The sequence below is a fragment of the Pseudomonas sp. O230 genome, assembly GCF_045447035.1.
Classification (GTDB): Bacteria; Pseudomonadota; Gammaproteobacteria; order Pseudomonadales; family Pseudomonadaceae; genus Aquipseudomonas.
In genome coordinates this window covers 226,601-249,581 of record NZ_JBJGXN010000004.1, presented here as the reverse complement: position 1 = coordinate 249,581, position 22,981 = coordinate 226,601, and the positions used below count along the sequence as shown (strand labels likewise).

The window sequence follows — 22,981 nt, the reverse complement described above, 5'->3', positions numbered from 1 at the left end:
GGTGATGGTTTGAGATTTGTGTTGTGGTTGACCCAAGGCATCTGTGATGAAATGCGACCCCACTCTCTATCGCGCCGCGCCGCCATCACTCGTCGTGAAACCCCGTCTGATCCGCCATCTGTTCCTGCCACCGCTGGTCATCGCCCTGATGATCGGATTGGGTTACCTCGGCTTCTGGGTCAGCGAGCACTACGGGATCCGCAGCCTCAGCGAGAACGGCCAGCGTCAGCTCGAACTGCACGCCCGCGCCGTCGAGAGCGAGATCAGCAAGTACACCTACCTGCCCAGCCTGCTGGAGCTCGAAACCAGCGTTTCGAAGCTGCTGGCCGACCCATCGCCGGAACACCGGCAAACGGTCAATGAATACCTCGAAGGCCTGAACCGGCGCAGCCGCAGTCGGGCCATCTACGTGATGGACACCACCGGTCGCGTCATGGCCACCAGCAACTGGCGCGACGTCGACAGTTACCTGGGTGAAGACCTGTCCTTTCGCGCCTACTTCCAGAACGCCGTGCGCGGTCAGCCGGGCCGCTTCTATGGCATCGGCAGCACCAACGGCGAACCCGGTTATTACCTGGCCCATGGCCTGGAAGAACACGGCAAGATCATCGGTGTCGCGGTGGTCAAAGTTCGCCTCGAAGCCATGGAAGAACGCTGGCAGCGCGCGCGCCTCGAAGCCTTTGTCAGCGACGAAAATGGCATCATCATTCTTTCCAGCGATCCGGCGCGACGGTTGAAATCAGTCGTGCCGTTGAGCGACGAGACCAAGGAAAAACTCGCCCGCAGCCTTCAGTACTACTGGTTTCCACTGAACGAGCTGCAACCGCTGGCCCGGGAAAAACTGGCCGAAGGCGAGGAAAAACTGACCTTCCCGGCCAACAGCGAAGTGGAATCCGACGAAGAGGACATCAGTTACCTCTCGCAAACCCGCCCCTTGAGCGACACCCCGTGGAATTTCACTCTGCTCACGCCACTGCAGGATTTGCGTCGCGAAGCGATCAATCAGGGGATTCTGGTGGCCGTGGCGTTTGCCCTGGTGGCGTTCCTGCTGATTGCCTGGAACGAGCGCCGCAAGGTGATCGCCACCCGCCTCGCCGCCCGGGAAGCCTTGCAGGAAGCCAACAATCAACTGGAGCGTCGGATTACCGAACGCACCACCGACCTGCGCGCCAGCAACGAGCGACTCAAGAGCCAGATCCGTGAACGCCGTCAGGCCGAAGAGACCTTGCGCCGCGCCCAGGATGAACTGGTGCAGGCCGGAAAACTCGCAGCCATAGGGCAGATGTCCACCAGCATCGCCCACGAATTGAACCAGCCGCTGGCGGCACTGCGCACCTTGTCCGGCAACACCGTGCGCTTTCTCGAGCGCGGGCAACTGGATGTGGCCAGCACCAACCTCAAGACCATCAACGAACTGATCGATCGCATGGGCCGGATCACCGCGAGCCTGCGCTCCTTTGCCCGGCGCGGCGACGACAAAGGCCAGGCCTGCCTCGGCAAAGCGGTGGACGCCGCGCTGCAACTGCTCGGCGCTCGCGTGGAAAGTGTCCCGCTGCAATTGCATCGCGAATTCGCCGACGTACAGGTGCAGATTGACCAGACCCGCCTGGAGCAGATTCTGGTCAACCTGATCGGCAATGCCCTTGACGCCATGCAGTCGCAGCCCCAACCGGAGTTGTGGCTCGAAGGCGAAGTGTTCGACGGCAAGTATCGCCTGCGGGTGCGCGACAACGGCCACGGCATCGACGCCGAAGCGCGCAAGCATCTGTTCGAGCCATTCTTCACCACCAAACCCGGCGAGCATGGCCTGGGCCTCGGCCTGACCCTCTCCGCCAGCCTGGCCGCCGCCACCGGCGGACACCTGGGTGTCGAGCACCCGGCCAGCGGTGGTACCACCTTCGTCCTCAGTTTACCGTTGGTAAGCCCCCTTCAAGCCGAGCCAATATGAACAACGACCTTAGTGTGCTGATCGTCGAAGACGATCCTCATGTGCTGCTCGGCTGCCAGCAGGCGCTGACCCTGGAAGACATTCCCTGCGTCGGCGTGGGCAGCGCCGAAGAAGCGTTGGAACGGGTCGGCGACAATTTTGCCGGCATCGTCATCAGTGACATTCGCCTGCCGGGCATCGATGGCCTGGAATTGCTGACCCGGCTCAAGGCGCGCGATCGCAGCCTGCCGGTGGTGCTGATTACCGGCCATGGGGACATCTCCATGGCCGTCGGCGCGATGCAGAAAGGCGCCTATGACTTCATGGAGAAACCTTTCTCCCCCGAACGTCTGGTGGATGTCGCCCGCCGCGCGCTCGAGCAGCGCAGCCTGGCGCGGGAAGTGTCTACGTTGCGCCGGCAATTGGCGGAACGGGATTCCCTGGAAGGCCGGATTATCGGTCGTTCGCCAGCGATGCAGAACCTGCGGGAATTGATCGCCAACGTCGCCGATACCTCGGCCAACGTGCTGATCGAAGGCGAAACCGGCACCGGTAAAGAACTGGTCGCACGCTGCCTGCACGACTTCAGTCGGCGTCACACCAAACAGTTCGTTGCCCTGAACTGCGGTGGGCTGCCGGAGAACCTGTTCGAAAGTGAAATCTTCGGCCACGAAGCCAACGCCTTCACCGGCGCCGGCAAGCGGCGGATCGGCAAGATCGAACACGCCGACGGCGGCACGCTGTTCCTCGACGAAGTGGAAAGCATGCCATTGCCGTTGCAGATCAAACTGCTGCGGGTGTTGCAGGAACGCACCCTGGAGCGCCTCGGTTCGAACCAGAGTGTGGCGGTGGATTGCCGGGTGATCGCGGCAACCAAGTCCGACCTCGACGAATCGAGCAAGGCCGGCGAATTCCGCAGCGACTTGTATTACCGGCTGAACGTGGTGACCCTGGAACTGCCGCCGCTGCGCGAACGCCGCGAAGACATCCTGCAACTGTTCGAACACTTCCTGCAGCAATCGTCCTTGCGCTTCGACCGCGCCGTGCCGGAGCTGGACAACCAGACCGTGTCAAACCTGATGAGCCACGACTGGCCGGGCAACGTCCGTGAACTGCGCAACGTTGCCGAGCGGTATGCCCTCGGTTTGCCGGCCTTCAAAAAGTCCGGCGCCAGCGGCAGCAATCAGGGCCTGGCCTTCGCCGAAGCGGTGGAAGCCTTCGAACGCAACCTGCTCAGCGACGCCTTGCAACGCAGCGGTGGCAACCTGACCCAGGCCAGCCTGGAACTGGGCATGGCCAAAACCACGCTGTTCGACAAAGTGAAAAAGTACGGACTGAGCCACTGATGGACCTGCTGCTCAAGGCCACCCTGGGCGCGGCGGTGGTGCTGATCCTCGCTGCGCTGGCCAAGACCAAAAACTATTACATCGCCGGCCTGGTGCCGCTGTTTCCGACCTTCGCGCTGATTGCGCACTACATCGTCGGCAAAGGGCGCTCGCTGGACGATTTGAAGACCACCATCGTGTTTGGCATGTGGTCGATCATTCCGTACTTCATCTATCTGGCGACGTTGTACCTGATGGTCGACCGGATGCGACTGGAGGCTTCGCTCGCGGTGGCTGCGGTGGCGTGGTTGATGGCGGCTACCATCCTCGTCAGCGTTTGGCTTCGCTTCCAGGCCTGACCACATTCCCGTGTAGGGGGAACGGGTACACACGCCAGCGCTGGCCCGCCCCTTGCATTTACCCCCAAAAGCCCTCTCGGCCGGCCTTCATGATGGATGGAGCCGGTGTCTGGGAGGGTCTGCCAAGGGTGAATTGCGACCTTGAACATTTTAGATCTCGACCACAGCCTGACTGCCCAGGCCCCTATTGCACGGTTGCTCGACAGCGGCGGCGCGAAACGCCTGGACCTGCTCGACCTCGGCCCGAAATTGCGGCTGTGGTCCAGCGAGCGCACCTGGCGCCGTTTCGCCGAACGCTTGCAACAACGTCCGCGCCACAGCGGCCCGCAACCGGAAATCTTCTTCGTCGGCTCCGGCGATTACCACCATTTGACCCCGGCCTTTCTCACTGATTTGCCGGCACCGACAAGCCTGATCCACTTCGACAATCACCCCGATTGGGTCCACTTCGCGCCGCGTCGACATTGTGGTTCGTGGGTCAACCAGGCACTGAAGCTGCCGAACATCCAGCGCATCGTCACCCTCGGCCCGTGCAGCGATGACCTGCAAAATCCACAGATCAAGGGCGGCAACCTCAGCGCCCTGAAACGCGGGGTGTTGCAGCTGTTTCCGTGGCAGCATCCACCCTCGAAAGTCTGGGGCCGGGTCGGCGATGGTGCCGGGCATCGGCAACTGGAAAACCAGCTGCACTGGCGCAACCTCGCCGAACTGGACTGGCCGGTGTTTCTCGAACAATTGATCACCAGCCTGCCCACCGAGGCGGTGTGGATCACCATCGACAAAGACGTGCTGGCCAGCGAAGACGCGGCGACCAACTGGGATCAGGGCGGTATGCGCCTGAGCCATCTGCTGCAAGCGATACGTGTGTTGGCCGCGCACAAGCGAGTCATCGGCATCGACATCTGCGGCGAATACGCCCGCCCCGCCTTCAGCAACGCCTTCAAACGCTGGGAAGCCAAGACCGACCAGCCGCCGGCGGAACGCTGGAGCGCAGACGATCTGCTGCGTAACTCGGCCACCAATCAGGCGCTGATCGAGCTGTTCGAGGAGCTGTTCCCATGACCCTGACCGTGATTGTTCTCGTGGCGTTTTCCATCGTGCTGGACGTCATTGGCCAGCTCTGTTTCAAGCTCGGACTCGACCGTTTGCCGGAGCTTGAAGGCGGTTTTCGCCTGAATGCGTTTTGGGGCCAAGTGTTCAACGCGCCGCTGCTGTGGTGCGGGATCGGTGCCTACGTGATCGAGTTTTTTGTCTGGCTCGAAGCCCTGTCCCGCGCGCCGCTGAGCCTGCTGTTTCCGGCCGCCGCGCTGGCGTATTGCGGCGTGGTACTGGCCGGCAAACTGATCCTCGGCGAAACCGTCAGCCGGCGGCGCTGGCTCGGCACCCTGGTGATTACGGCGGGCGTGATGCTCGTGTGTGTCGCCCATGCATGAGGCTCAATCGATGATCAGAGGCAAGACCGACTGGCTGCATGAGCGCCTCGGCACCGTTGTGCTGTGGGCGCTGTTGATCGGTTTTGAAAGCGCCGGGCAGATCGCGACCAAGGTCGGCGGCGATCAACTGGGGCAGATGGATTTCAACCTGCAATGGTTGACGGCGGTGGCGATGAATCCGGGGGTGTGGCTGGCGATTGTTTGCTACGTCTGCGCGTTTTTCGTGTGGATGCTGATTCTGCGTCGCAGCAGTTTGTCCTTGGCGTTTCCGTTGAGTTCGCTGGTGTTCGTCGGGGTTTTGCTCGGCTCTTGGCTGGGGCTGGGCGAGCAGATCAGCGTGCTGCACTGGGTGGGGGTGGCGGTGATCATGGGGGGGATTGCGTTGCTGGCGGAGGGTGAAGACAGTTAGCTCTCTGTGAATTCAAGGACGCCTTCGCGGGCAAGCCCGCTCCCACAGGTTATTTACCGCCCATGTGGGAGCGGGCTTGCCCGCGAAGGCGTCAGCCCTGACAACAAACTTCTCTAGTCGAACTTGTAGGCCAGTGCAGCCTGCACTTCACCTTGGTTGGTATGCCCGACCTGTTTGACAATGCTGCTGTCCGCCGCCGCCCCCGTCAGGTGAATCCAGCTCGCGCTCGTCAGCAGTGACCACTGCGGCGCCAGGGGAAACTCGAAGCTCTGGGTCAGCGCCACGTTCTGCAAGCCACCGCCGGCGTTGTACGGGCGGATCCCCGAGGCCTGGGACTCGTCGGCACTGACGCCGAAGAACGTCTGATTCTGCCGCGCATCGGCAAAATGCGCGGTCAGGTTTGAGCTGCCGATCACCCCGCCCCCCAGTGGATAACCCACCTCCCCACCGACCCGTCCCAACACCCCACCCTGCCCGCCGCGCCCGCCCACCGCCTGGCCCACCGAGGCAAATACCCGCCAGAAGTCGGCCGGCGCGTACTGCACAAACCCGCCCACTTCGCCCATGTCCGGCACATCGCGCAAGCCTTGCAGCTTGCCGTTGGAGGTGCGTCCCGGCAGGTAATTGACGAACGGCCCGGCGCTGAAGCCGTTGGCCTTGAACGCATTCCAGGTCAACCCGTCATCGGTGCTCAGGCTGACATCGCCCCAGTCCAGATCGAGGTACGGCACCGGCCGGGTTTCGTAACGGCTGCCGGTCGGGTCGTGCGGTTGATAGCTGAGGCCAACCCCGGCTTCGCCGGTGATGCCGGCCGCAGAAACGTTGGCCGACAGGCACGTCAGCGCGGCGAATAGAGCAACAGTAATCCTCGACATGAGGCAATTCCTTGAACGGGACATGCGCGCATCAATCCCCGGATCGCGCTCCCTGCGCAAGCACTCATGTTGTTTGTAGCGACCTACAAAAATTGTAGCTTCGCCGACACAAACACACGCCACAACCCCAGCCCTGCTGGGCCAAACCCGTTTGGCACAGTCCCTGCTCTACCCCCTTTGCAGCGCAGACAGCACACCCAGCGCAGACTTTTTACAAGACAGGTAACGCAGATGATTGACTGGCATATCGTGTGTGATTTTGACGGGACCATCACCCGCACCGACGTGATCGACAGCATCCTTCACCGGTTCGCCGACCCGAGCTGGGAAGCGATCGAAAATGAGTGGCTGGCGGGTGACATCGGTTCCCGTGAATGCCTCAGCCGCCAGCTCTCGCTGGTCAAGGCCACACCTTCCGAGCTGCTCGGATTCTTCGACACAATCGAGATCGACCCGGACTTTCCCGACTTCGTCGACCACGTGATCGGCCTCGGCGCCTCCCTCGAAGTGGTCAGCGATGGCATCGAACAAGGCATCGCGCGGATCCTGGCACGCCACTACGTCAGCCTCTTGCCGATCCTCGCCAACCGCCTGCGCCAGCTCGATCATGACAGTTGGCGCATCGACTTCCCGCATGCCAGCGACGCCTGCCGCGCCGCCTCCGGCAACTGCAAATGCAAATCCACCCCCAGTACCAAACGGGTGCTGGTGATCGGCGACGGCCAGTCGGACATGTGCGTGGCTGCCTCCGCCGATTTCGTGTTCGCCAAGGATCGCCTGGCCGAGCACTGCGAGCGCAACGGTATCGCCTACGCGCGCTTCGACAGCTTTGCCGAACTGCCTGCGTTGCTGGCCTTGCTGCCAAGCGCCAGTGCCGCCAACGCCAGCTCCTTCAACGTAAAAACTTTCAACGCAGAAGCTCTCCACGCGGAAAAAAAGGAACGCCTCCACCATGTCTGATATTCGAATCGCCACCGCAGAAGACCAGATCCTCCTGGATAAAGAAGCCAAATACTGCTCCTACGGCGACACCGTTCACTACATCGATCCACCCCGCATCTTCAGCCGTTGCGAAGGCTCCTACGTCTGGGACACCGAAGACCAGGCCTACCTCGATTTGCAAATGTGGTACTCGGCGGTCAACTTCGGTTACGCCAACCCGCGCCTGAACAATGCGCTGAAACAGCAGATCGACACCCTGCCGCAGATCGCCAGCCAATACCTGCACAAAGGCAAGATCGAGCTTTCGGAAATGATCGCGGTCGACGCGAAGAAGAAGTTCGGCCTCGACGGTCGCGTGCACTTCAACGTCGGCGGGTCGCAGTCCATCGAGGACTCGCTGAAAGTCGTGCGCAACGCCACCAACGGCAAAAGCCTGATGTTCGCCTTCGAGGGCGGTTACCACGGGCGCACCCTCGGTGCATCGTCGATCACCTCCAGCTACCGCTATCGCCGCCGCTACGGCCACTTCGGCGAACGCGCTAACTTCATCCCGTTCCCGTACCACTTCCGTGGCCCGAAAGGCATGACCAAGGAAGAATACGGCAGCCATTGCGTGCAGCAATTCGCTCGCCTGTTCGAGACCGAATACAACGGCGTCTGGGACCCGAAAGTCGGCCAGAGCGAATACGCAGCCTTCTACGTCGAGCCGATCCAGGGCACCGGCGGCTACGTGATTCCGCCAATGAACTTCTACAGCGAACTCAAGCATGTGCTCGACCAGCACGGCATTCTGATGGTCGTCGATGAAATCCAGATGGGCTTCTGGCGCACCGGCAAGTTGTGGTCGATCGAGCACTTCGACGTCAAACCCGACGTCATCGTCTTCGGTAAAGCGCTGACCAATGGCCTCAACCCACTGGGCGGCATCTGGGCCAAGGAAGAGTTGATCAACCCGAAAATCTTCCCGCCAGGCTCGACCCACTCGACGTTCGCCTCCAACCCGTTGGGCACGGCGGTGGGCCTGGAAATGTTCAAGATGACCAGCGAAGTCGATTACGGCGCGATGGTCATGAACAAGGGCAAGTACTTCCTCGAAGGCTTGAAAGACTTGCAGAAACGCTACCGGATCATCGGCGATGTCGATGGCCTGGGCCTGGCGCTGCGCTGCGAAATCTGTGGCCCGGACGGCTTCACCCCGGACAAGGCAACACTCGACTTCATGGTCGAAGAAGGCATGAAGGGCGACATCGAAATCGACGGCAAACGCCTGGGCCTGATTCTTGATGTGGGCGGTTACTACAAAAACGTCATCACCCTCGCGCCGTCGCTGGAAATCAGCTACCCGGAAATCGACTTGGGCATCGCCCTGCTCGATCGTCTGCTGCATCGGGCGATGAAACGATGAAACCCACTTTTTCAAGGGCAGACGAGATCGACATGGGCGAAGGCAGCGCCGGTTTCGTTCTCGGCAGCGGGGAGGTCGCGGTGCTGTTGATCCACGGCCTCACCGGCACCCCGACTGAATTGCGTCGGGTCGCCATCGGTCTGGCCAAGGCTGGCTGCACGGTGTACGTGCCGACGCTGGCCGGGCACTGCGGGGACAACGCTGACCTGCAAGCCACCGGGTGGCGCGACTGGTACGAGAGCGCACGCAACACGTTCATCGGCGTGCGGCGCAAACACGAGCATGTGTTCGTCGGCGGTTTGTCGATGGGCGCGGTGTTGTCGATGTACCTCGCCGCCGAGCATCCGGGGCAGATCGAAGGCTTGCTGCTGTATTCGACCACGCTGCGTTACGACGGCTGGAACATGCCCTGGGTGGCAAAATTGAGCAGCCTGGTGATGTCGATTCCGTTTGGCGTGCACCTGTGCCGCTTCAACGAAAAATCACCGTTCGGCATCAAGGACGAACGCCTGCGAGCGATCGTCGAGCGGCAGATGAAGGCCGGCGAAAGCAGCAACGCCGGGCTGTTGACCATGTCCGGGGTGAGTGTCCGGGAACTGCATCGACTGGTGGCGGCGGTGAAAAAACGCATGCCGCAGATCACCACGCAAACGCTGGTGCTGCACTCGCGCGAAGACGACATCACCAGCCGCTGGAACGCCGATTATGTGGAACGCAAACTCGGCGGGCCGGTAGTGAAAATCCTGCTCGACGACTGCTACCACATGATCACCGTCGACCTGCAATACCGCCGCGTGGTGGAGCTGAGCGCGGACTTCATCCAGCAACGGTTCATTCAACAGCGCTGCCCCCCGAAACCCCTGCGCCAGGACTATCGGCAACTGGCCTGACCCAAGGAAACCAAGTGATCACAGCCTTTGCCTTTTCGACGATCGAGGCCATCGACCGCGATGCCTGGAATGCCTGTTTCCCTGCCGAGCTGGAGGACTGGAATTACTACCGGGCGGTTGAACGGGCCGGCATCGCAGACTTTCAATGGCGCTATCTGGCGCTGTACGAAGACGAGATATTGATCGCAGCGGCCGTGGCGTTCACCACCGCTTACTCGCTGGACACCACGGTTCAGGGGCTGGGCAAACGCATCAGCGAACGGCTGCGTCACCAGTGGCCGGGACTGTTCGACGTGCGCCTGTATGCCCTCGGTTCGCCGGTGGCCGAACAGTGCCATGTCGGGACCGCGCGACACATCGACCCGGTGCGGCGCGTGGACCTGCTTCAACAAATCTTGCGGCTGGCGCGCGACGATGCCGATCAGGCCGGGATCGGTTTGCTGGCCGTCAAGGATGCCTCTCACCGCGACCCTCAGTGGTTGCAGGTGTGTCAGGACGCGGGTCTGCAAAGCATGCCGGGCCTGCCCAGCGCCGAACTGCCGATCCGCTTTGGCTCGGTGGACGCGTACCTCGGCACGCTCGGCAAATCCACCCGCAAAGACCTGCGCCGCACCCTGCGCGGTCAGGGGCCGCGCATAGAGTGGCGGCGCTCGGTCGATGACCTGCTGCCGCGCATGATGGCGCTCTACGAGGCCACGCTGAGCCGCAGCGATCTCGCGTTCGAACGCCTGCCGCCCGGCTACTTCCGCCAGGTCCTGGAACACCTCGATGAACGTGCCGCGTGTGTGTTGTATTGGCTTGGCGAAGAACTGGTGGCGTTCAACCTTGTGCTGCTCGACGATCAGCGACTGGTCGACAAGTTTTTCGCCCACGACCTGGCCCGCACCCGTGAACACAACCTCTACGTGCGCAGCTGGCTGGCCAATGTCGACTACTGTATTGAGCACGGCATCCCGATCTACGCGTGCGGCCAGGCCGGTTATGCCAGTAAGCTGCGCCTGGGTTGCTCGTTTACCGGCAACACCGTGTTTTTCCGCCATCGCAACCGCTTGCTCGACAGCCTGTTGCGCGTCGTGAAAGTGTTTATCCGACCGGACCGTTCCGACCCTGCCATGGCTGCTGCGATCAGCGAGCAGCAATAAGCGAAGCACAATGACCAAAGACTCACGCACCAACGCCCGACCTTTCGCCCTCTCTGGCTGGAGCCTGCAGCGCAAACTGGTGCTGGCGTTCTGGCTGGTCAGCGTGATTCCGACGATGATCGCCGCCGAACTGGCGGCCACCACGCTGTCGCAGATTTTCGACAGCAACGTGCGCATCTGGCTGCAGGAGTCGACCAAGATCGTCGAAGACGAAATCAGCGAAATCCTGCGCGACAACGCCCGGACCGCGCAGTTGTTCCTGCGCTACACCCGATCGCCCACCGATCGACTCTCGGCGAAGCACAACAAACTGACCACCGACATCGCCGACTCCATGGGCATCGACGTGGTTGCGCTGGTGCGCACCAGCGATCACAAAGTGGTGTTCAGCACCGCCGCCGATGACATCGTCCGCCAGATCAGCACCGCGCCCAAAGCGGTATTGCAGACCCTGCAAGTCGGCGGCGTCTCTACCGGCACGGTGGTCTCGACATTCGAAACCGACCAGGACGGCGTCAACTACAAACTGGTGATTGCCACCTACCTCGACAGCAGTTTCCTCACCAGCGTGGCCGAAGTGCACTCGCTGGACCTGCGCCTGTATCTGGCCAAGGCCAATGACTTCTCGGAAATTTTCTCCACCCAGCGCTTCGAGGATCACCCGGCGGCGGTGCCGGAAAAAATCGAGCAGATCCTGCGCAGCACCAAGCAGCCGATCGAACAGTTCACCAACCGCTACAGCGGCATCTACCGACCGATCCTCAACGAGAACGGCGAGCTGCAAGGGGTGATTTTCAGCGGTCTGCTGCGCCACACCAGCCTGGTCGGGCTGGTCAATCAGAGCAACCTGTTCATCCTGATTTTCCTGCTCAGCTCGGCAGCGTCCCTGGCGGTTGGCTGGCTGGTGTCGCAGCGCCTGACCAAGCCGTTGCGCGGGCTGTCCAAAGGCGTACAAGCGGTGATCGCCGGGGATTATCGCCAGCGCTTGCCGGTCAGCGGCGGCGACGAACTGGCGGAACTGAGCAGCACCTTCAACCACATGAGCGAACGCCTCGCCGAGTTACAGCATCTGGAATCGCAACTGCGCCGGCGTGATCGCCTGCATGCGCTGGGCGAAGTCGCAATGGGCCTGGCCCATGAAATCCGCAACCCGCTGGGGATCATCAAAACCGCCACGCAACTGCTGCACCGGCGCGCCGATTTGCCCGAGACCGACAAGCGTCACCTGGAATACGTGGTCAGCGAAGTCAGCCGGATCAACGACCTGATCACCGACTTCCTCGACTTCGCCAAACCCAGCGCGCCGATGCGCTCGACCCAACTGGCGCGCCCGCTGGTGGATGAACTGGTCGGTTTCTGCGCACCCGAGCTGGCCAGCCACAACATCGATGTGCAAATCGATGATCAATCGCCCACCGCGACCCTTTACGCCGACGCCCGGCAAATCAAGCAGGCCGGCCTGAACCTGATCGTCAACGCCATCGACGCCATGCCCGACGGCGGGCGGCTGACACTCGGCATCAGCAGCGATCAGCACTGCACGGTGATCAGCATTGCCGACACCGGCCAAGGCATCGAACCGGACATGCTCGAGCGGATCTTCACACCGTTCGTCACCACCAAAGCCTCAGGCACCGGGCTGGGTCTGGCCAAGGTGTTCTCGATCATGGAAAGTCATGACGGGCGCATTGAATGCGTCAGTGAAAAAGATGCCGGGGCCACGTTCAGCCTGTACATTCCGGCCAACGGTGAAGACTTCGACGAGGGCAGCGATGACACATAACGTACTGGTGGTCGACGATGAGCCCAAGCTCTGCGACCTGCTGGCCTCGGCGCTCAGTCAGAACGGCATTGTGGTGTTCACCGCCGGCAACGGCCTGCACGCGCTCAAGGTGCTGGAGTGCGAGGACATCGACCTGGTGATCAGCGACTGGCGCATGCCCGGCATGGACGGCCCGCAACTGCTGGCGGAAATCAAAAACCGTTTCCCGCAATTGCCGGTGATCGTCATGACGGCCTACAGCACGGTGAAAAACGCCGTGCAGTCGATGCGTAACGGCGCCTTCGATTACATCGCCAAGCCGTTCGACATTGATGAGCTGGACATCACCGTCAGCAAGGCCCTGCAATTTCGCGACATCCTCAAAGACAACCAGCGCATGCGCGCCGAGCTCGACGAACACCGGCAGATCGACAGCCTGATCGGCGACAGCCCAAGCTTTCGGCGGGTGTTGCAAGCGGTCGATTCGGTGCGCGAAAGCAACGCGACGATTCTGCTGACCGGCGAAAGCGGCACCGGCAAGGAAATGGTCGCCCGGGCGATCCACACCCACGGCAATCGCGCCGACAAACCTTTTGTCGCGGTGAACTGCGCGGCGATTCCCGAGGGGCTGCTGGAAAGCGAAATGTTCGGCCACCGCAAAGGCGCGTTTACCGGTGCAGTGGCAGATCGCGTCGGGCGTTTTCAGCAGGCTGACAAGGGCACGCTGTTTCTCGATGAAATCGGCGAAATGCCGCTGGCCTTGCAGGCAAAAATACTTCGGGCCTTGCAGGAGCGAGTGATCGAACCGGTGGGCGATCCGCGCGAACGCAAAGTCGATGTGCGGGTGATCGCCGCGACCAACAAAAACCTGCTGGACGCGGTGGCCAACAAGGAATTTCGCGAAGACCTTTACTACCGCCTCAACGTCTTCCCGATTCCGCTGCCGGCCCTGCGCGAACGGGTCGAAGACATTGCCCCGCTGGCCCGGCATTTCGCCCACACGCTGGGGGCTGCGGCCGGCAAACGTTTCAGCGGTTTCAGCGCGCAAGCGTTGCAGGCCATGGCCCGGTATTCGTGGCCGGGGAATATTCGCGAACTGCAGAACTGCGTGGAGCGGGCGACCATTGTCGCGTCGGGTACGGTGATTGAAGAGGAAGACTTGCCGGCGTATCTGTTTGCTGCAAGTGCCGACGGCGGTGGCACGCTGATCGCTGAGGGCAGCGTACCGGCCGACCTCGAAGCGGCGCTGGCCGAGGTGGAGAAAACCTACATTCTGGCGGCGCTGGCACAGAGCAACGGCGTGCAGGCCGCGGCGGCGCAGTTGATCGGAATTTCCGAGCGCAGCTTCTGGTATCGACTGAAAAAACTGGGCATCCATGTAGACAAAATCGTCCGCTAATTCCCGCAACACACACCTGCGGGAATTCGGCGGCCGCGCGATCAGCTAACGCTACCGCCTTTTGTTTCGCTCAAGATCTGCCGAATCGCCCCGACAAAGGTCTCCACTGGCTGCCCGCCGCTGACCGCGTATTGCCCGTTGAACACCACGGTCGGCACCGAACTCACCCCACGCGACAGCCACAACTGCTCTTCCTCACGGACTTCTTTGGCGAACGCGTCCGACGCCAGGATCGCCTCGGCCCGCTGGCGGTCCAGGCCAACGCTTTGCGCGATCTGCGCCAACTGAGCGTGATCGGCAGGATTGCCGCCCTCCGTGAAATACGCCTTGAACAACGCCTCCTTCAGATTGAACTGCAACCCCTCAAGCCCCGCCCAGTACAGCAAGCGATGAGCATCGAAGGTGTTGTAGATGCGGCTGTTGGCGTCGGTGCGAAAGGCGAAACCGACTTCGGCGCCACGCGCACGGATCATTTCGCGGTTCTTCTGCGACTGCTCGGGGGTCGAGCCATATTTCTCGGTGATGTGCTCAGTGATGTTCTGACCTTCGGGGCCCATCTTCGGGTTCAGCTCAAACGGCTGGAAGCGGATCTCGGCCTGGACTTCATCGCCCAGAAGATCCAGCGCCCGGGTCAGGCCATACAGACCGACGACGCACCAGGGGCAGGACACGTCGCTGACGAAATCGATTTTCAGGGGGGTACTCATCACTCACCTCGAAGGCTGGATACGGGCCGCAAAGGTTGAACGATACACCTGTGGAACGGAGTACATCTGCCAGAAATTGATCGACTGACAGGTAGCTATCGCTGGCAAGCCAGCTCCTACACGGTTACGCGTGTACCGATAGATTTCGGTTAACCCGGTCTGTAGGGGCCAGCTTGCTGGCGATGGGGCCTCCAAACCCTGCATCGCTGTCAAGGCCGACATCGTTACAGAAGGTTGTGTTCAACCACCGGATCGATCTGCGCCCAATGCGAAGTGTCTTCGCGATGAGCCTGCAAATAAGGCAACACCGCCGCCAGCAATGGCGCTTTGAAGGCCTCCTGAAAACGATGGGCCAGCCCCGGAATCAGCTTCAACTGACTGCCCCGAATATGCGCCGCGAGGTGCACGCCATGCATCACCGGCAACAGCGGATCGGCAGTGCCGTGGACCACCAGCGTCGGCACGCGCAGTTGATTGAGCAGTGCCACCCGGCTCGGCTCGGCGAGGATCGCCATGATCTGGCGCTTCACGCCCTCGGGGTTGAACGCACGGTCATAGGACAGTGCCGCCTGATGCAGCAACACCTGCCGGTCATCGCTCACCGTCGGACTGCCCAACGCCGCCAGCAAGTCGGCTTGCTGCTCCAGCGCCACTTCACGGCTCGGCGCGCCGCGGCGCGAAAGCAGTTGCACCAGCGCCGCGTTCGGCGCCGGCAAGCCTTCGGCGCCGGAGCTGGTCATGATCAGCGTCAGGCTCTCGACCCGCTGCGGCGCCATGGCCGCCATGTGCTGGGCGATCATCCCGCCCATGCTCGCGCCCAGCACGTGGAATTGCTCGACGTGCAAGGCATCCATCAAGCCCAGCGCATCGTCGGCCATGTCTGTCAGGGAGTACGGCGCCGATACCGGCAAGCCGAGTTTGTAGCGCAGCACTTCGAAGGTCAGGTTGGCGTCGACAGGTGATTGCCGCCAGGTGGACAGGCCGACATCGCGATTGTCATACCGAATCACCCGAAAACCCTGCTGGCACAGCGCGACCACCACCTCGTCCGGCCAGTGAATCAACTGCCCCCCCAAACCCATCACCAGCAGCAACGCCGGATCGGAGGCACGGCCGATGCTCTGATACGCCAGGCTGACCTGCGCCAGATCGACCCGTTCGGTCGGAACATTGATATCGCAACGAGACGCCGCAAAGGACGGCAGGCCAAACAACAATGCGGCCAGGAAGGCCGCCGTTGAGAAAAATCGTGCACGCATGAAAAACACCGAAACGCAGAACCCCAGTAGAGCGCGAGTCTGATGAAATTTGTTCAAGCGCGCTGCCACAGTTGCGTGACAGTTTGATGAAGAGTGCTGAACGGTCATATTCGGGACCGGATCGCCTGCTTCGCGAGCAAGCCCGCTCCCACAGGATTTGTGTCCTTCGCAGAATTGTGTACGACCTCAATCCACTGTGGGAGCGGGCTTGCTCGCGAAGGCGCCGGAATGAACGCAGCAGATTTAAGCCAACTGACTGCGCAACTGCCGCGCCGCCGCCACCATGTTCACCAACGCCGCCTCAGTCTCCGGCCACGCCCGGGTCTTCAACCCGCAATCCGGATTCACCCACAACCGCTGCGCCGGAATGCGCTTCACCGCTTTGCTCATCAACTTGACCATCTCGGCCGTGTCCGGCACCCGTGGCGAGTGGATGTCGTAGACGCCCGGGCCGATGTCGTTGGGGTAATCGAACGCTTCGAAGGCCTCCAGCAACTCCATGTCCGAGCGCGAGGTTTCGAGGGTGATCACGTCAGCGTCCATGGCCGCGATGGATTCGATCACGTCGTTGAATTCGCTGTAGCACATGTGCGTGTGGATCTGGGTTTCATCGCGCACGCCGGAGGCGCTCAAGCGAAACGCTTCCACCGCCCAGTCGAGGTATTCCTGCCATTGCGCCCGGCGCAGCGGCAAGCCTTCGCGGAACGCGGCTTCGTCGATCTGCACGATCTTGATACCGGCGTTTTCCAGGTCGACCACCTCGTCACGCAGGGCCAATGCCAACTGCTGCGCCTGGACTTTGCGTGAAACGTCTTCACGCGGGAACGACCACATCAACATGGTCACGGGACCGGTGAGCATGCCTTTCATGACCTTGTCGGTCAGGCTCTGTGCATAAGTGATCCAGTCGACGGTCATGGCCTTCGGACGGCTCAGGTCACCGTAGATAACCGCCGGTTTGACGCAGCGCGAACCGTAGCTCTGAACCCAACCGAAGCGGGTGAACAAGTAGCCGTCCAGTTGCTCGGCGAAGTATTCGACCATGTCGTTGCGTTCGGCTTCACCGTGCACCATCACGTCCAGGCCCAGGCGCTCCTGGACTTGCACTGCGTGACGGATTTCGCTGCGCATGGCGTCGGTGTAGTCGTTGGCCGACAGCTTGCCTTGCTTGAACGCCTGACGCGCCAGACGGATCGAACCGGTCTGCGGGAACGAACCGATGGTGGTGGTCGGGAACACGGGCAATTGCAACCGTGCGCGCTGTTGCTCGATGCGCTTGGCAAACGGCGAGTGGCGTTGGCTGTCGGCGGCACCAATGGCATTGATGCGGGCTTGCACTTGAGCTTTATGGATGCGCGGGGACTCGGCACGGCTGGCCTGAGTCGCCCGGCTTTCGGCCAGCGCGGCTTGCACTTTGGGCGATTGCGGATCGTTGAGGGCATCGCGCAGCACGGCGATTTCGCCACATTTCTGCACCGCAAACGCCAGCCAGCTTTTCAATTCAGGGTCGAGTTTGTCTTCGCGCTCCAGGTCCACCGGGCTGTGCAGCAGCGAGCAGGAACTGCTGACCCACAGGTTGTCGCCGAAGCGTTCCTGGGCGAATTGCAGTTGTGCGAGCACCGGCTCCAGCTCGCAGCGCCAGACGTTGCGGCCGTTGACCAGGCCCACCGAAAGAATCTTGTAGGTCGGCAGACGATCGAGCACGTGGAGCAGTTGGTCCGGCGCGCGCACCGCATCGATGTGCAAGCCTTGTACGGGCAAACCGACGGCCAGGCCGAGGTTGTCCTGCAGGCCGCTGAAGTAGGTCGCCACCAGCTTTTTCAGCGGCGAATACTGGAGGATGTGGTAGGCGCGTTCGAAGGCATTTTTCCATTCTTGCGGCAGGTCGAGGGTCAGGATCGGTTCGTCGATCTGCACCCACTCCACCCCTTGTGCCGCGAGGCGACCGAGGATTTCACCGTAGATCGGCAGCAGGCGCTCCAGCAGGTCGAGCTTGTCGAAGTCGTTGCCTTTGGCCTTGCCCAGCCACAGGTAAGTCAGCGGGCCGATGATCACCGGTTTGACGTTGTGGCCCAGCGCCCTGGCTTCGTCGACTTCGTCGAACAGCTGTTCCCAGCTCAGCTTGAACTGCTGGTCAGCGCTGAATTCCGGGACCAGGTAGTGGTAGTTGGTGTCGAACCACTTGGTCAGTTCCTGGGCGTATTGCGCCTTGGCATGTTCGCCGCCGCAGCAGGTGGCGGTAGCGCCGCGGGCCATGGCGAACAGGGTGTCGAGGGTCGGCAGGCCCTGGGCATCCTTGGCGCTGGCGAAACGCTCCGGGATCACACCGAACGTCAGGGAATGCGTCAGGACCTGGTCGTACCAGGCGAAGTCGCCGACCGGCAGCAGGTCGATACCGGCGTCTTTCTGCAATTGCCAGTGGGTGGCGCGCAGTTGGTGACCGACGTTTTTCAGCGCGTCCTGATCGAGATCGCCCTTCCAGTAGGATTCGAGGGCTTTTTTCAGTTCGCGGTCAGCGCCGATGCGCGGAAAACCAAGTGTGTGGGCCAGAGCCATGGTGTGTTTCTCCCTGTAAAAGATGGCGCCATTGTCGACAGCCAACCCAACATGAGACAAACTCAACCTTTTCGTGTTGATCACAAGTTTTCCTCATGGAGCCATCCGGTGCTTGAAATCCGCCACCTGAAGACCCTGCACGCCTTGCGCGAAGCCGATAGCCTGGTTGATGCCGCCGACCGCCTGCACCTGACGCAGTCCGCCCTGTCCCATCAGTTCAAGGAGCTGGAAGAGCGCATGGGCATGCCGCTGTTCGTGCGCAAGACCAAGCCGGTGCGCTTCACCAGCGCCGGTTTGCGCCTGCTGCAACTGGCCGACGCCACTTTGCCGCTGCTGCGCGGCGCCGAACGTGATATCGCGCGGCTGGCCGGTGGCACCGCCGGGCGCTTGCACATGGCGATCGAGTGCCACAGTTGCTTTCAGTGGCTGATGCCGACCATCGACCAGTTCCGCGATGCCTGGCCGGAAGTCGAGCTGGACCTGGCCTCGGGCTTCTCTTTCGCGCCGCTGCCGGCGTTGGCCCGTGGTGATCTGGATCTGGTGGTGACTTCCGATCCGCTGGAACTGGCCGGGATCACCTATGTGCCGCTGTTCACCTATGAAGCCATGCTCGCGGTCGCCAACCAGCACCGTTTGGCGAACAAGGCCTACATCGTTCCGGAGGATTTGCTCCCGGAAACCCTGATCACTTATCCGGTGGAACGTGATCGGCTGGACATCTTCACCCGCTTCCTCGAGCCGGCCGACATCGAACCGGCCCAGGTCCGCACCTCGGAACTGACGGTGATGATGATGCAGTTGGTGGCCAGCGGTCGCGGCGTGTGCGGCGTGCCACATTGGGCGCTGCATGAATACAGTTCACGGGGCTACGTGAAGGCCAAACGGTTGGGCGAGAAGGGATTGTTTGCGACGTTGTACGCGGGGATTCGTGCGGACATGCTGGATGCGCCGTACATGCGCGATTTTTTGCTGACGGCCAAGGACACGTCGTTCTCCACCTTGGACGGCGTCAGCGCCGTCCGCTAGATCGACACCGACCTGTAGGAGCCAGCTTGCTGGCGATGGCGGCGGATCAGTCAACGTCAATGGCGCCTGACACATCGCTATCGCCAGCAAGCTGGCTCCTACAATGGATCGTGGTGGATTCAGATCTCGCGCCACATGTGGATCGTGGTGGATTCAGATCTCGCGCCACATGTGGATCGTGGTGGATTCAGATTTCTCGCCACATATGGATCTTGTCGAAGTAGTCCTCGCCCACCCGCACCGCCAGCGGTTCGAGGCCGAACTGGATGAAGCCGCATCGCCGGTACAGGTTGAACGCGGCCTCATTGCCGGCGGTGACGGTCAGCTGGATCAGCCTCAGGCCCGGGTGGGTTTGCGCTTCGCTCAAGGCCGCTTGCACCAGTTGATAACCGAGCCCGCGCTGACGGACCTTGCCAGACACATACATGCCAAACAGCGTCGCCTTGTGCCGGGCCTTTTCCCGAGGTTCGAAAGCGAGGCCGACGATGCCTGCCAACCGCCCTTCCTCAAACGCCCCGAACACCACATCGAGCTTGCCGGTCAGGCGCGATTCCCACCAGCTCAGCGGCATCGTGACGCGCTCGCGCACGGTGGAGGTAAACGCCTGGGGATGCAGGTCGTAGGCTTCGAGCATCAACGCCCGATAGTCCAGGGCATGGCTGGCATCAAGCTGTTCAATCCACATGTTCACGCCGTCCGTCGTTGCTCAAGCATCAGCCGCACGGCCAGCGCCGCCAACACGAACCCCATGAAGTAACGCTGCACCGCTAGCCAGGTCGGGTTGTTGACGAACCACGACGCGATACCGGCGGCGAACAGCGCGATCAACAGGTTGACGCAGAAGCTGACGCTGATCTGGGTCAGGCCGAGGATGATGCTCTGGGTGAACACCGAACCATGCTCAGGGGTGATGAACTGCGGAAACACCGACAGGTAGAACACGGCGATCTTGGGGTTCAGGGCGCTGGTCAAAAAGCCCATGGTGATCAGTTTGCGCGAGGAGTCCGGCGGTAACTGCTGTGCCTCGAACGGTGAACGCGCGCCCGGTTTCACCGCCTGCCAGGCCAGCCACACCAGGTACAGCGCGCCCGCCCACTTCAACACTTCATAGGCCATCGGCACCGCGAGGAACACAGCGGTCAATCCCGCTGCGGCGGCGAACAGGTGCACAAAAAAACCCGCCACCACACCGAGCAACGAAGTCACTCCGGCCTTGCGCCCCTGGCAGATCGAACGGGAGATCAGGTAGATCATGTTCGGCCCCGGCGTCAGTACCATCAGCAACGCGGCAGCGGCGAAGATCAGCAAGTCTTGAAGCGGGATCATGACGGTTCCTTGGCATGAATGATCAGGCGATTGCGTTCAGCGAGGCTCGATAAAACGGCAGGATCAGGTCGCGTGTCAATGGCGCCAGCGTGACATCGCCATCGGTGGCGGGGTCGATCCAGCGCACCTCTTCGATCTCCGCCGCCGGCGATACGTCCGAATCGATGGTCAGCTGAAAGAGTTCGGCCTGTACGACAAATCCCGGCTCGTTTGCGGCCGGAGCCGAAAACTGCCCCAGATAGGTGGCATGCGCCGGATTGATTGCCAATCCCAACTCTTCTTCCAGCTCACGCGCCAGGGCGTGGATCGGTTGTTCATCGGCTTCGATCTTGCCGCCCGGTTGCATGAACGCTTCAGTACCACGCTTGCGCACCAGCAGTGTGCGACCGTCGGGACCGATCAACAGGGCGGCGGCGATGTGGATGAGGCACGGTGATGTGGCGGATGTAAGGGGCATGGATTTGGATCGGCCTTGGATGAAAGGCGCAAGGATCACATGTGTATCGGTAGGTCGTCACGCCGAAAAACCTCTGGCAGAGCAGTACCCGCCCCTTGTAGGAGCGAGCTTGCTCGCGATGATCGTCAACGATAACGCTGTAGGCCTGGCAGCCCGCAGCGTTCTCAGGTTCATCGCGAGCAAGCTCGCTCCTGCAGAGTATCAGTGCAGGGCCGGGGGAACCTGATCCGTCTCGAGAATCGCGCCGCTCAATTCTTCCGGCACCCTCACAAAAATGCTGTATCTCGCGCCTTCCATGGCTTCGAAGGCGATCAGCTTTTCCACCAGCGGCCCGTTCAGCACCTTGCCGGCATTGAGCAGCAGCATGCCGTTATCGGCATTGAGGTTGCGCGCCAGGATCATCCCGGCCGCCAATTCCCGGGTGGTCATGACCTTGACCGTCGGATCGGCCAGGGAAACATCGCTCAGGTACGCGGCACACACCTGAATGAAATCCTCCACCATCCCGGGGTCGTAGAGTTTTCCGGCATAGCTGCGGATATACACCAATGCCTCATCACTGTTCATCTGCCGTTCCAGGATCAACCCGCGCTGCAACTCGATGAAATCCACGGCCAGTTTCAACAGCCGGGACCCAACCGGTATCGCCTCGCCCTTGAGCCGGTCCGGGAAACCGCTGCCGTCCCAATGCTCCTGATGGTGAAGAATCAGACGGGCGGCATCCTTCATCGGATCGAGCGTCATCAACAACGATTCGCTCTGTTTCGGGTAATTGCGATAACGCTCGCGATCGTTGTGATGCAGCAGGTCCACGGGGGCGGTCATCATGCTGTCGGTCCAGCTCAGCTTGCCGATGTTGTAGAGCGCCGCCGCCATGGTCAGGTCGCGGCTGGTGCCTTCGTCCAGGCCATGAAGCTTGCAGTGCACCCGCACCAGCTCGATGATCTGGCGGTTGGTCTGTTTGGCCGGCGGCATTCGCAAGTTGGCCAGCAGCGAGAACATTTCGGTGGCGGTGACGTAGCTGTGCTTGAGCTCTTCGTAGGCCAGGTCGAGCATGTCGGCGGTCTGCTGCAGTTCAGCGGTGCGGGAGGCGACGCGTTTGTCCAGGGTGGCGTTGAGCCGCTTCAATTTCTCGTTCTGTTCCCGCGTTTCCTGCAGCAGACGCAACCGTTCACGCTCGGAATGCTGAAAGGCGAGTGATTGGCGCAATACCAGCAGCATTTCCTCATCGTGCCAGGGCTTGCTGATGTAACGGTGAATCTGCCCGTCATTGATGGCTTTGATAATGGCTGACGGATCGGCATAACCGGTCAGCATGATCCGCACGGTTTCGGGATAACGCTGGTGGATGAGGGCCAGCAGCGTGGCACCGTCCATGTTGGGCATGCGCGCGTCACTCATCACCAGGTCGATGGGCTGTTGCGCCATGATGTCCAACGCCTGGGCAGCGCTGGTGGCCAGCAGCACCTCGTAAGGCTGACCGCGCAACAATCGACGCAGGCTGTTGAGGATGGACTCCTCATCGTCGACCAGCAGCACCTTGGGTTTATCGGCATACGAGGTGGGGAGTTGCTCTTCCATGGCATTACCTCAAGCGAAAACAGCTACAGCGATATGTCGGGAACCGGGCAAACATCCCCTATTGCCGGATCCTGACCTACAGGCTAGATGATTTTCGACCCACCACCGCAACGATTCGTTTCAGTCAGTTGCGCGAAGTCCGATCCGGGCGACTATGCTCACTTCACTCGGATCCATAATCTGTACGTTCGGCCAGGTGGT

General features: G+C 61.4%; 21 protein-coding genes. 13 read left to right on the top strand and 8 right to left on the bottom strand.

Features of this window, described 5'->3' with window-relative positions; genetic code table 11:
* The first annotated feature begins 46 nt into the window (after positions 1–46).
* From ACI77H_RS10035 to ACI77H_RS10010, 6 genes are all read left to right on the top strand, one after another.
* A complete protein-coding gene (locus ACI77H_RS10035; protein ID WP_407011765.1) occupies positions 47–1,948 on the top strand; it encodes an ATP-binding protein in 1,902 nt (633 codons plus the stop codon).
* Positions 1,945–3,273, top strand: coding sequence for a sigma-54-dependent transcriptional regulator (locus tag ACI77H_RS10030; RefSeq protein WP_407011764.1), 1,329 nt, complete (start codon positions 1,945–1,947; stop codon positions 3,271–3,273). The genes ACI77H_RS10035 and ACI77H_RS10030 overlap by 4 nt, the downstream gene beginning before the upstream one ends.
* 8 nt (positions 3,274–3,281) lie before the next feature.
* Entirely contained in the window at positions 3,282–3,611 is a 330-nt protein-coding gene (locus tag ACI77H_RS10025) for a GlpM family protein (RefSeq protein ID WP_407011979.1), read from the top strand.
* A gap of 141 nt (positions 3,612–3,752) precedes the next feature.
* Positions 3,753–4,673: an arginase gene (locus ACI77H_RS10020; protein WP_407011763.1), complete on the top strand. Its 921-nt coding sequence runs from the start codon at positions 3,753–3,755 to the stop codon at positions 4,671–4,673.
* Entirely contained in the window at positions 4,670–5,044 is a 375-nt protein-coding gene (locus tag ACI77H_RS10015; RefSeq protein WP_192420029.1) for an EamA family transporter, read from the top strand. Before ACI77H_RS10020 ends, ACI77H_RS10015 begins: the two co-directional genes overlap by 4 nt.
* Before the next feature lie 10 nt (positions 5,045–5,054).
* Positions 5,055–5,453, top strand: a complete 399-nt coding sequence (locus ACI77H_RS10010) for an EamA family transporter (RefSeq protein ID WP_407011762.1) — start codon at positions 5,055–5,057, stop codon at positions 5,451–5,453.
* 113 nt (positions 5,454–5,566) lie between these two features.
* Here the strand turns inward: ACI77H_RS10010 and ACI77H_RS10005 are convergent, their stop codons facing one another.
* Positions 5,567–6,328 carry a MipA/OmpV family protein gene (locus ACI77H_RS10005; RefSeq protein WP_407011761.1) on the bottom strand — a complete coding sequence of 254 codons (762 nt, stop codon included), beginning with the start codon at positions 6,326–6,328 and terminating at the stop codon, positions 5,567–5,569.
* A 231-nt stretch (positions 6,329–6,559) separates the two neighbouring features.
* On the opposite strand from ACI77H_RS10005, the gene ACI77H_RS10000 reads away from it, so the two are divergent.
* Genes ACI77H_RS10000 through ACI77H_RS09975 form a run of 6 tightly spaced genes read left to right on the top strand, consistent with a single transcriptional unit; the run spans position 6,560 to position 13,868 of the window.
* Positions 6,560–7,288: an MtnX-like HAD-IB family phosphatase gene (locus ACI77H_RS10000; protein ID WP_407011760.1), complete on the top strand. Its 729-nt coding sequence runs from the start codon at positions 6,560–6,562 to the stop codon at positions 7,286–7,288.
* Entirely contained in the window at positions 7,281–8,675 is a 1,395-nt protein-coding gene (locus ACI77H_RS09995; protein ID WP_407011759.1) for an aspartate aminotransferase family protein, read from the top strand. The genes ACI77H_RS10000 and ACI77H_RS09995 overlap by 8 nt, the downstream gene beginning before the upstream one ends.
* A complete protein-coding gene (locus ACI77H_RS09990) occupies positions 8,672–9,565 on the top strand; it encodes an alpha/beta hydrolase (protein WP_407011758.1) in 894 nt (297 codons plus the stop codon). The genes ACI77H_RS09995 and ACI77H_RS09990 overlap by 4 nt, the downstream gene beginning before the upstream one ends.
* Before the next feature lie 14 nt (positions 9,566–9,579).
* Entirely contained in the window at positions 9,580–10,707 is a 1,128-nt protein-coding gene (locus ACI77H_RS09985) for a GNAT family N-acetyltransferase (RefSeq protein WP_407011757.1), read from the top strand.
* A 10-nt stretch (positions 10,708–10,717) separates the two neighbouring features.
* Entirely contained in the window at positions 10,718–12,490 is a 1,773-nt protein-coding gene (locus tag ACI77H_RS09980) for an ATP-binding protein (RefSeq protein WP_407011756.1), read from the top strand.
* Complete coding sequence (locus ACI77H_RS09975) at positions 12,480–13,868, top strand: sigma-54-dependent transcriptional regulator (RefSeq protein WP_407011755.1); 1,389 nt, start codon at positions 12,480–12,482, stop codon at positions 13,866–13,868. The genes ACI77H_RS09980 and ACI77H_RS09975 overlap by 11 nt, the downstream gene beginning before the upstream one ends.
* Before the next feature lie 41 nt (positions 13,869–13,909).
* Here ACI77H_RS09975 and ACI77H_RS09970 read toward each other — a convergent pair whose 3' ends face one another.
* The 3 genes from ACI77H_RS09970 to metE all read right to left on the bottom strand — a co-directional run bounded on the left by ACI77H_RS09970 (position 13,910) and on the right by metE (position 18,390).
* The gene (locus ACI77H_RS09970; protein ID WP_407011754.1) at positions 13,910–14,575 is read right to left on the bottom strand and encodes a DsbA family oxidoreductase; all 666 of its coding nucleotides are present in this window, start codon (positions 14,573–14,575) and stop codon (positions 13,910–13,912) included.
* Between the two features lie 224 nt (positions 14,576–14,799).
* Entirely contained in the window at positions 14,800–15,834 is a 1,035-nt protein-coding gene (locus tag ACI77H_RS09965; RefSeq protein ID WP_407011753.1) for an alpha/beta fold hydrolase, read from the bottom strand.
* A 243-nt stretch (positions 15,835–16,077) separates the two neighbouring features.
* On the bottom strand, positions 16,078–18,390 hold the full coding sequence (gene metE / locus ACI77H_RS09960) for a 5-methyltetrahydropteroyltriglutamate--homocysteine S-methyltransferase (RefSeq protein ID WP_407011752.1): 2,313 nt from the start codon (positions 18,388–18,390) through the stop codon (positions 16,078–16,080).
* A 108-nt stretch (positions 18,391–18,498) separates the two neighbouring features.
* On the opposite strand from metE, the gene metR reads away from it, so the two are divergent.
* Positions 18,499–19,416: a transcriptional regulator MetR gene (metR, locus tag ACI77H_RS09955; RefSeq protein ID WP_407011751.1), complete on the top strand. Its 918-nt coding sequence runs from the start codon at positions 18,499–18,501 to the stop codon at positions 19,414–19,416.
* A 187-nt stretch (positions 19,417–19,603) separates the two neighbouring features.
* Here metR and ACI77H_RS09950 read toward each other — a convergent pair whose 3' ends face one another.
* The 4 genes from ACI77H_RS09950 to ACI77H_RS09935 form a co-directional block, all read right to left on the bottom strand.
* Entirely contained in the window at positions 19,604–20,101 is a 498-nt protein-coding gene (locus tag ACI77H_RS09950) for a GNAT family N-acetyltransferase (protein WP_407011978.1), read from the bottom strand.
* A 2-nt stretch (positions 20,102–20,103) separates the two neighbouring features.
* Positions 20,104–20,742, bottom strand: a complete 639-nt coding sequence (locus tag ACI77H_RS09945) for a LysE family translocator (protein WP_407011750.1) — start codon at positions 20,740–20,742, stop codon at positions 20,104–20,106.
* A 22-nt stretch (positions 20,743–20,764) separates the two neighbouring features.
* A complete protein-coding gene (locus ACI77H_RS09940) occupies positions 20,765–21,199 on the bottom strand; it encodes an NUDIX domain-containing protein (protein ID WP_407011749.1) in 435 nt (144 codons plus the stop codon).
* 201 nt (positions 21,200–21,400) lie between these two features.
* Entirely contained in the window at positions 21,401–22,780 is a 1,380-nt protein-coding gene (locus ACI77H_RS09935; RefSeq protein ID WP_407011748.1) for an HD domain-containing phosphohydrolase, read from the bottom strand.
* Positions 22,781–22,981 lie beyond the last annotated feature (201 nt).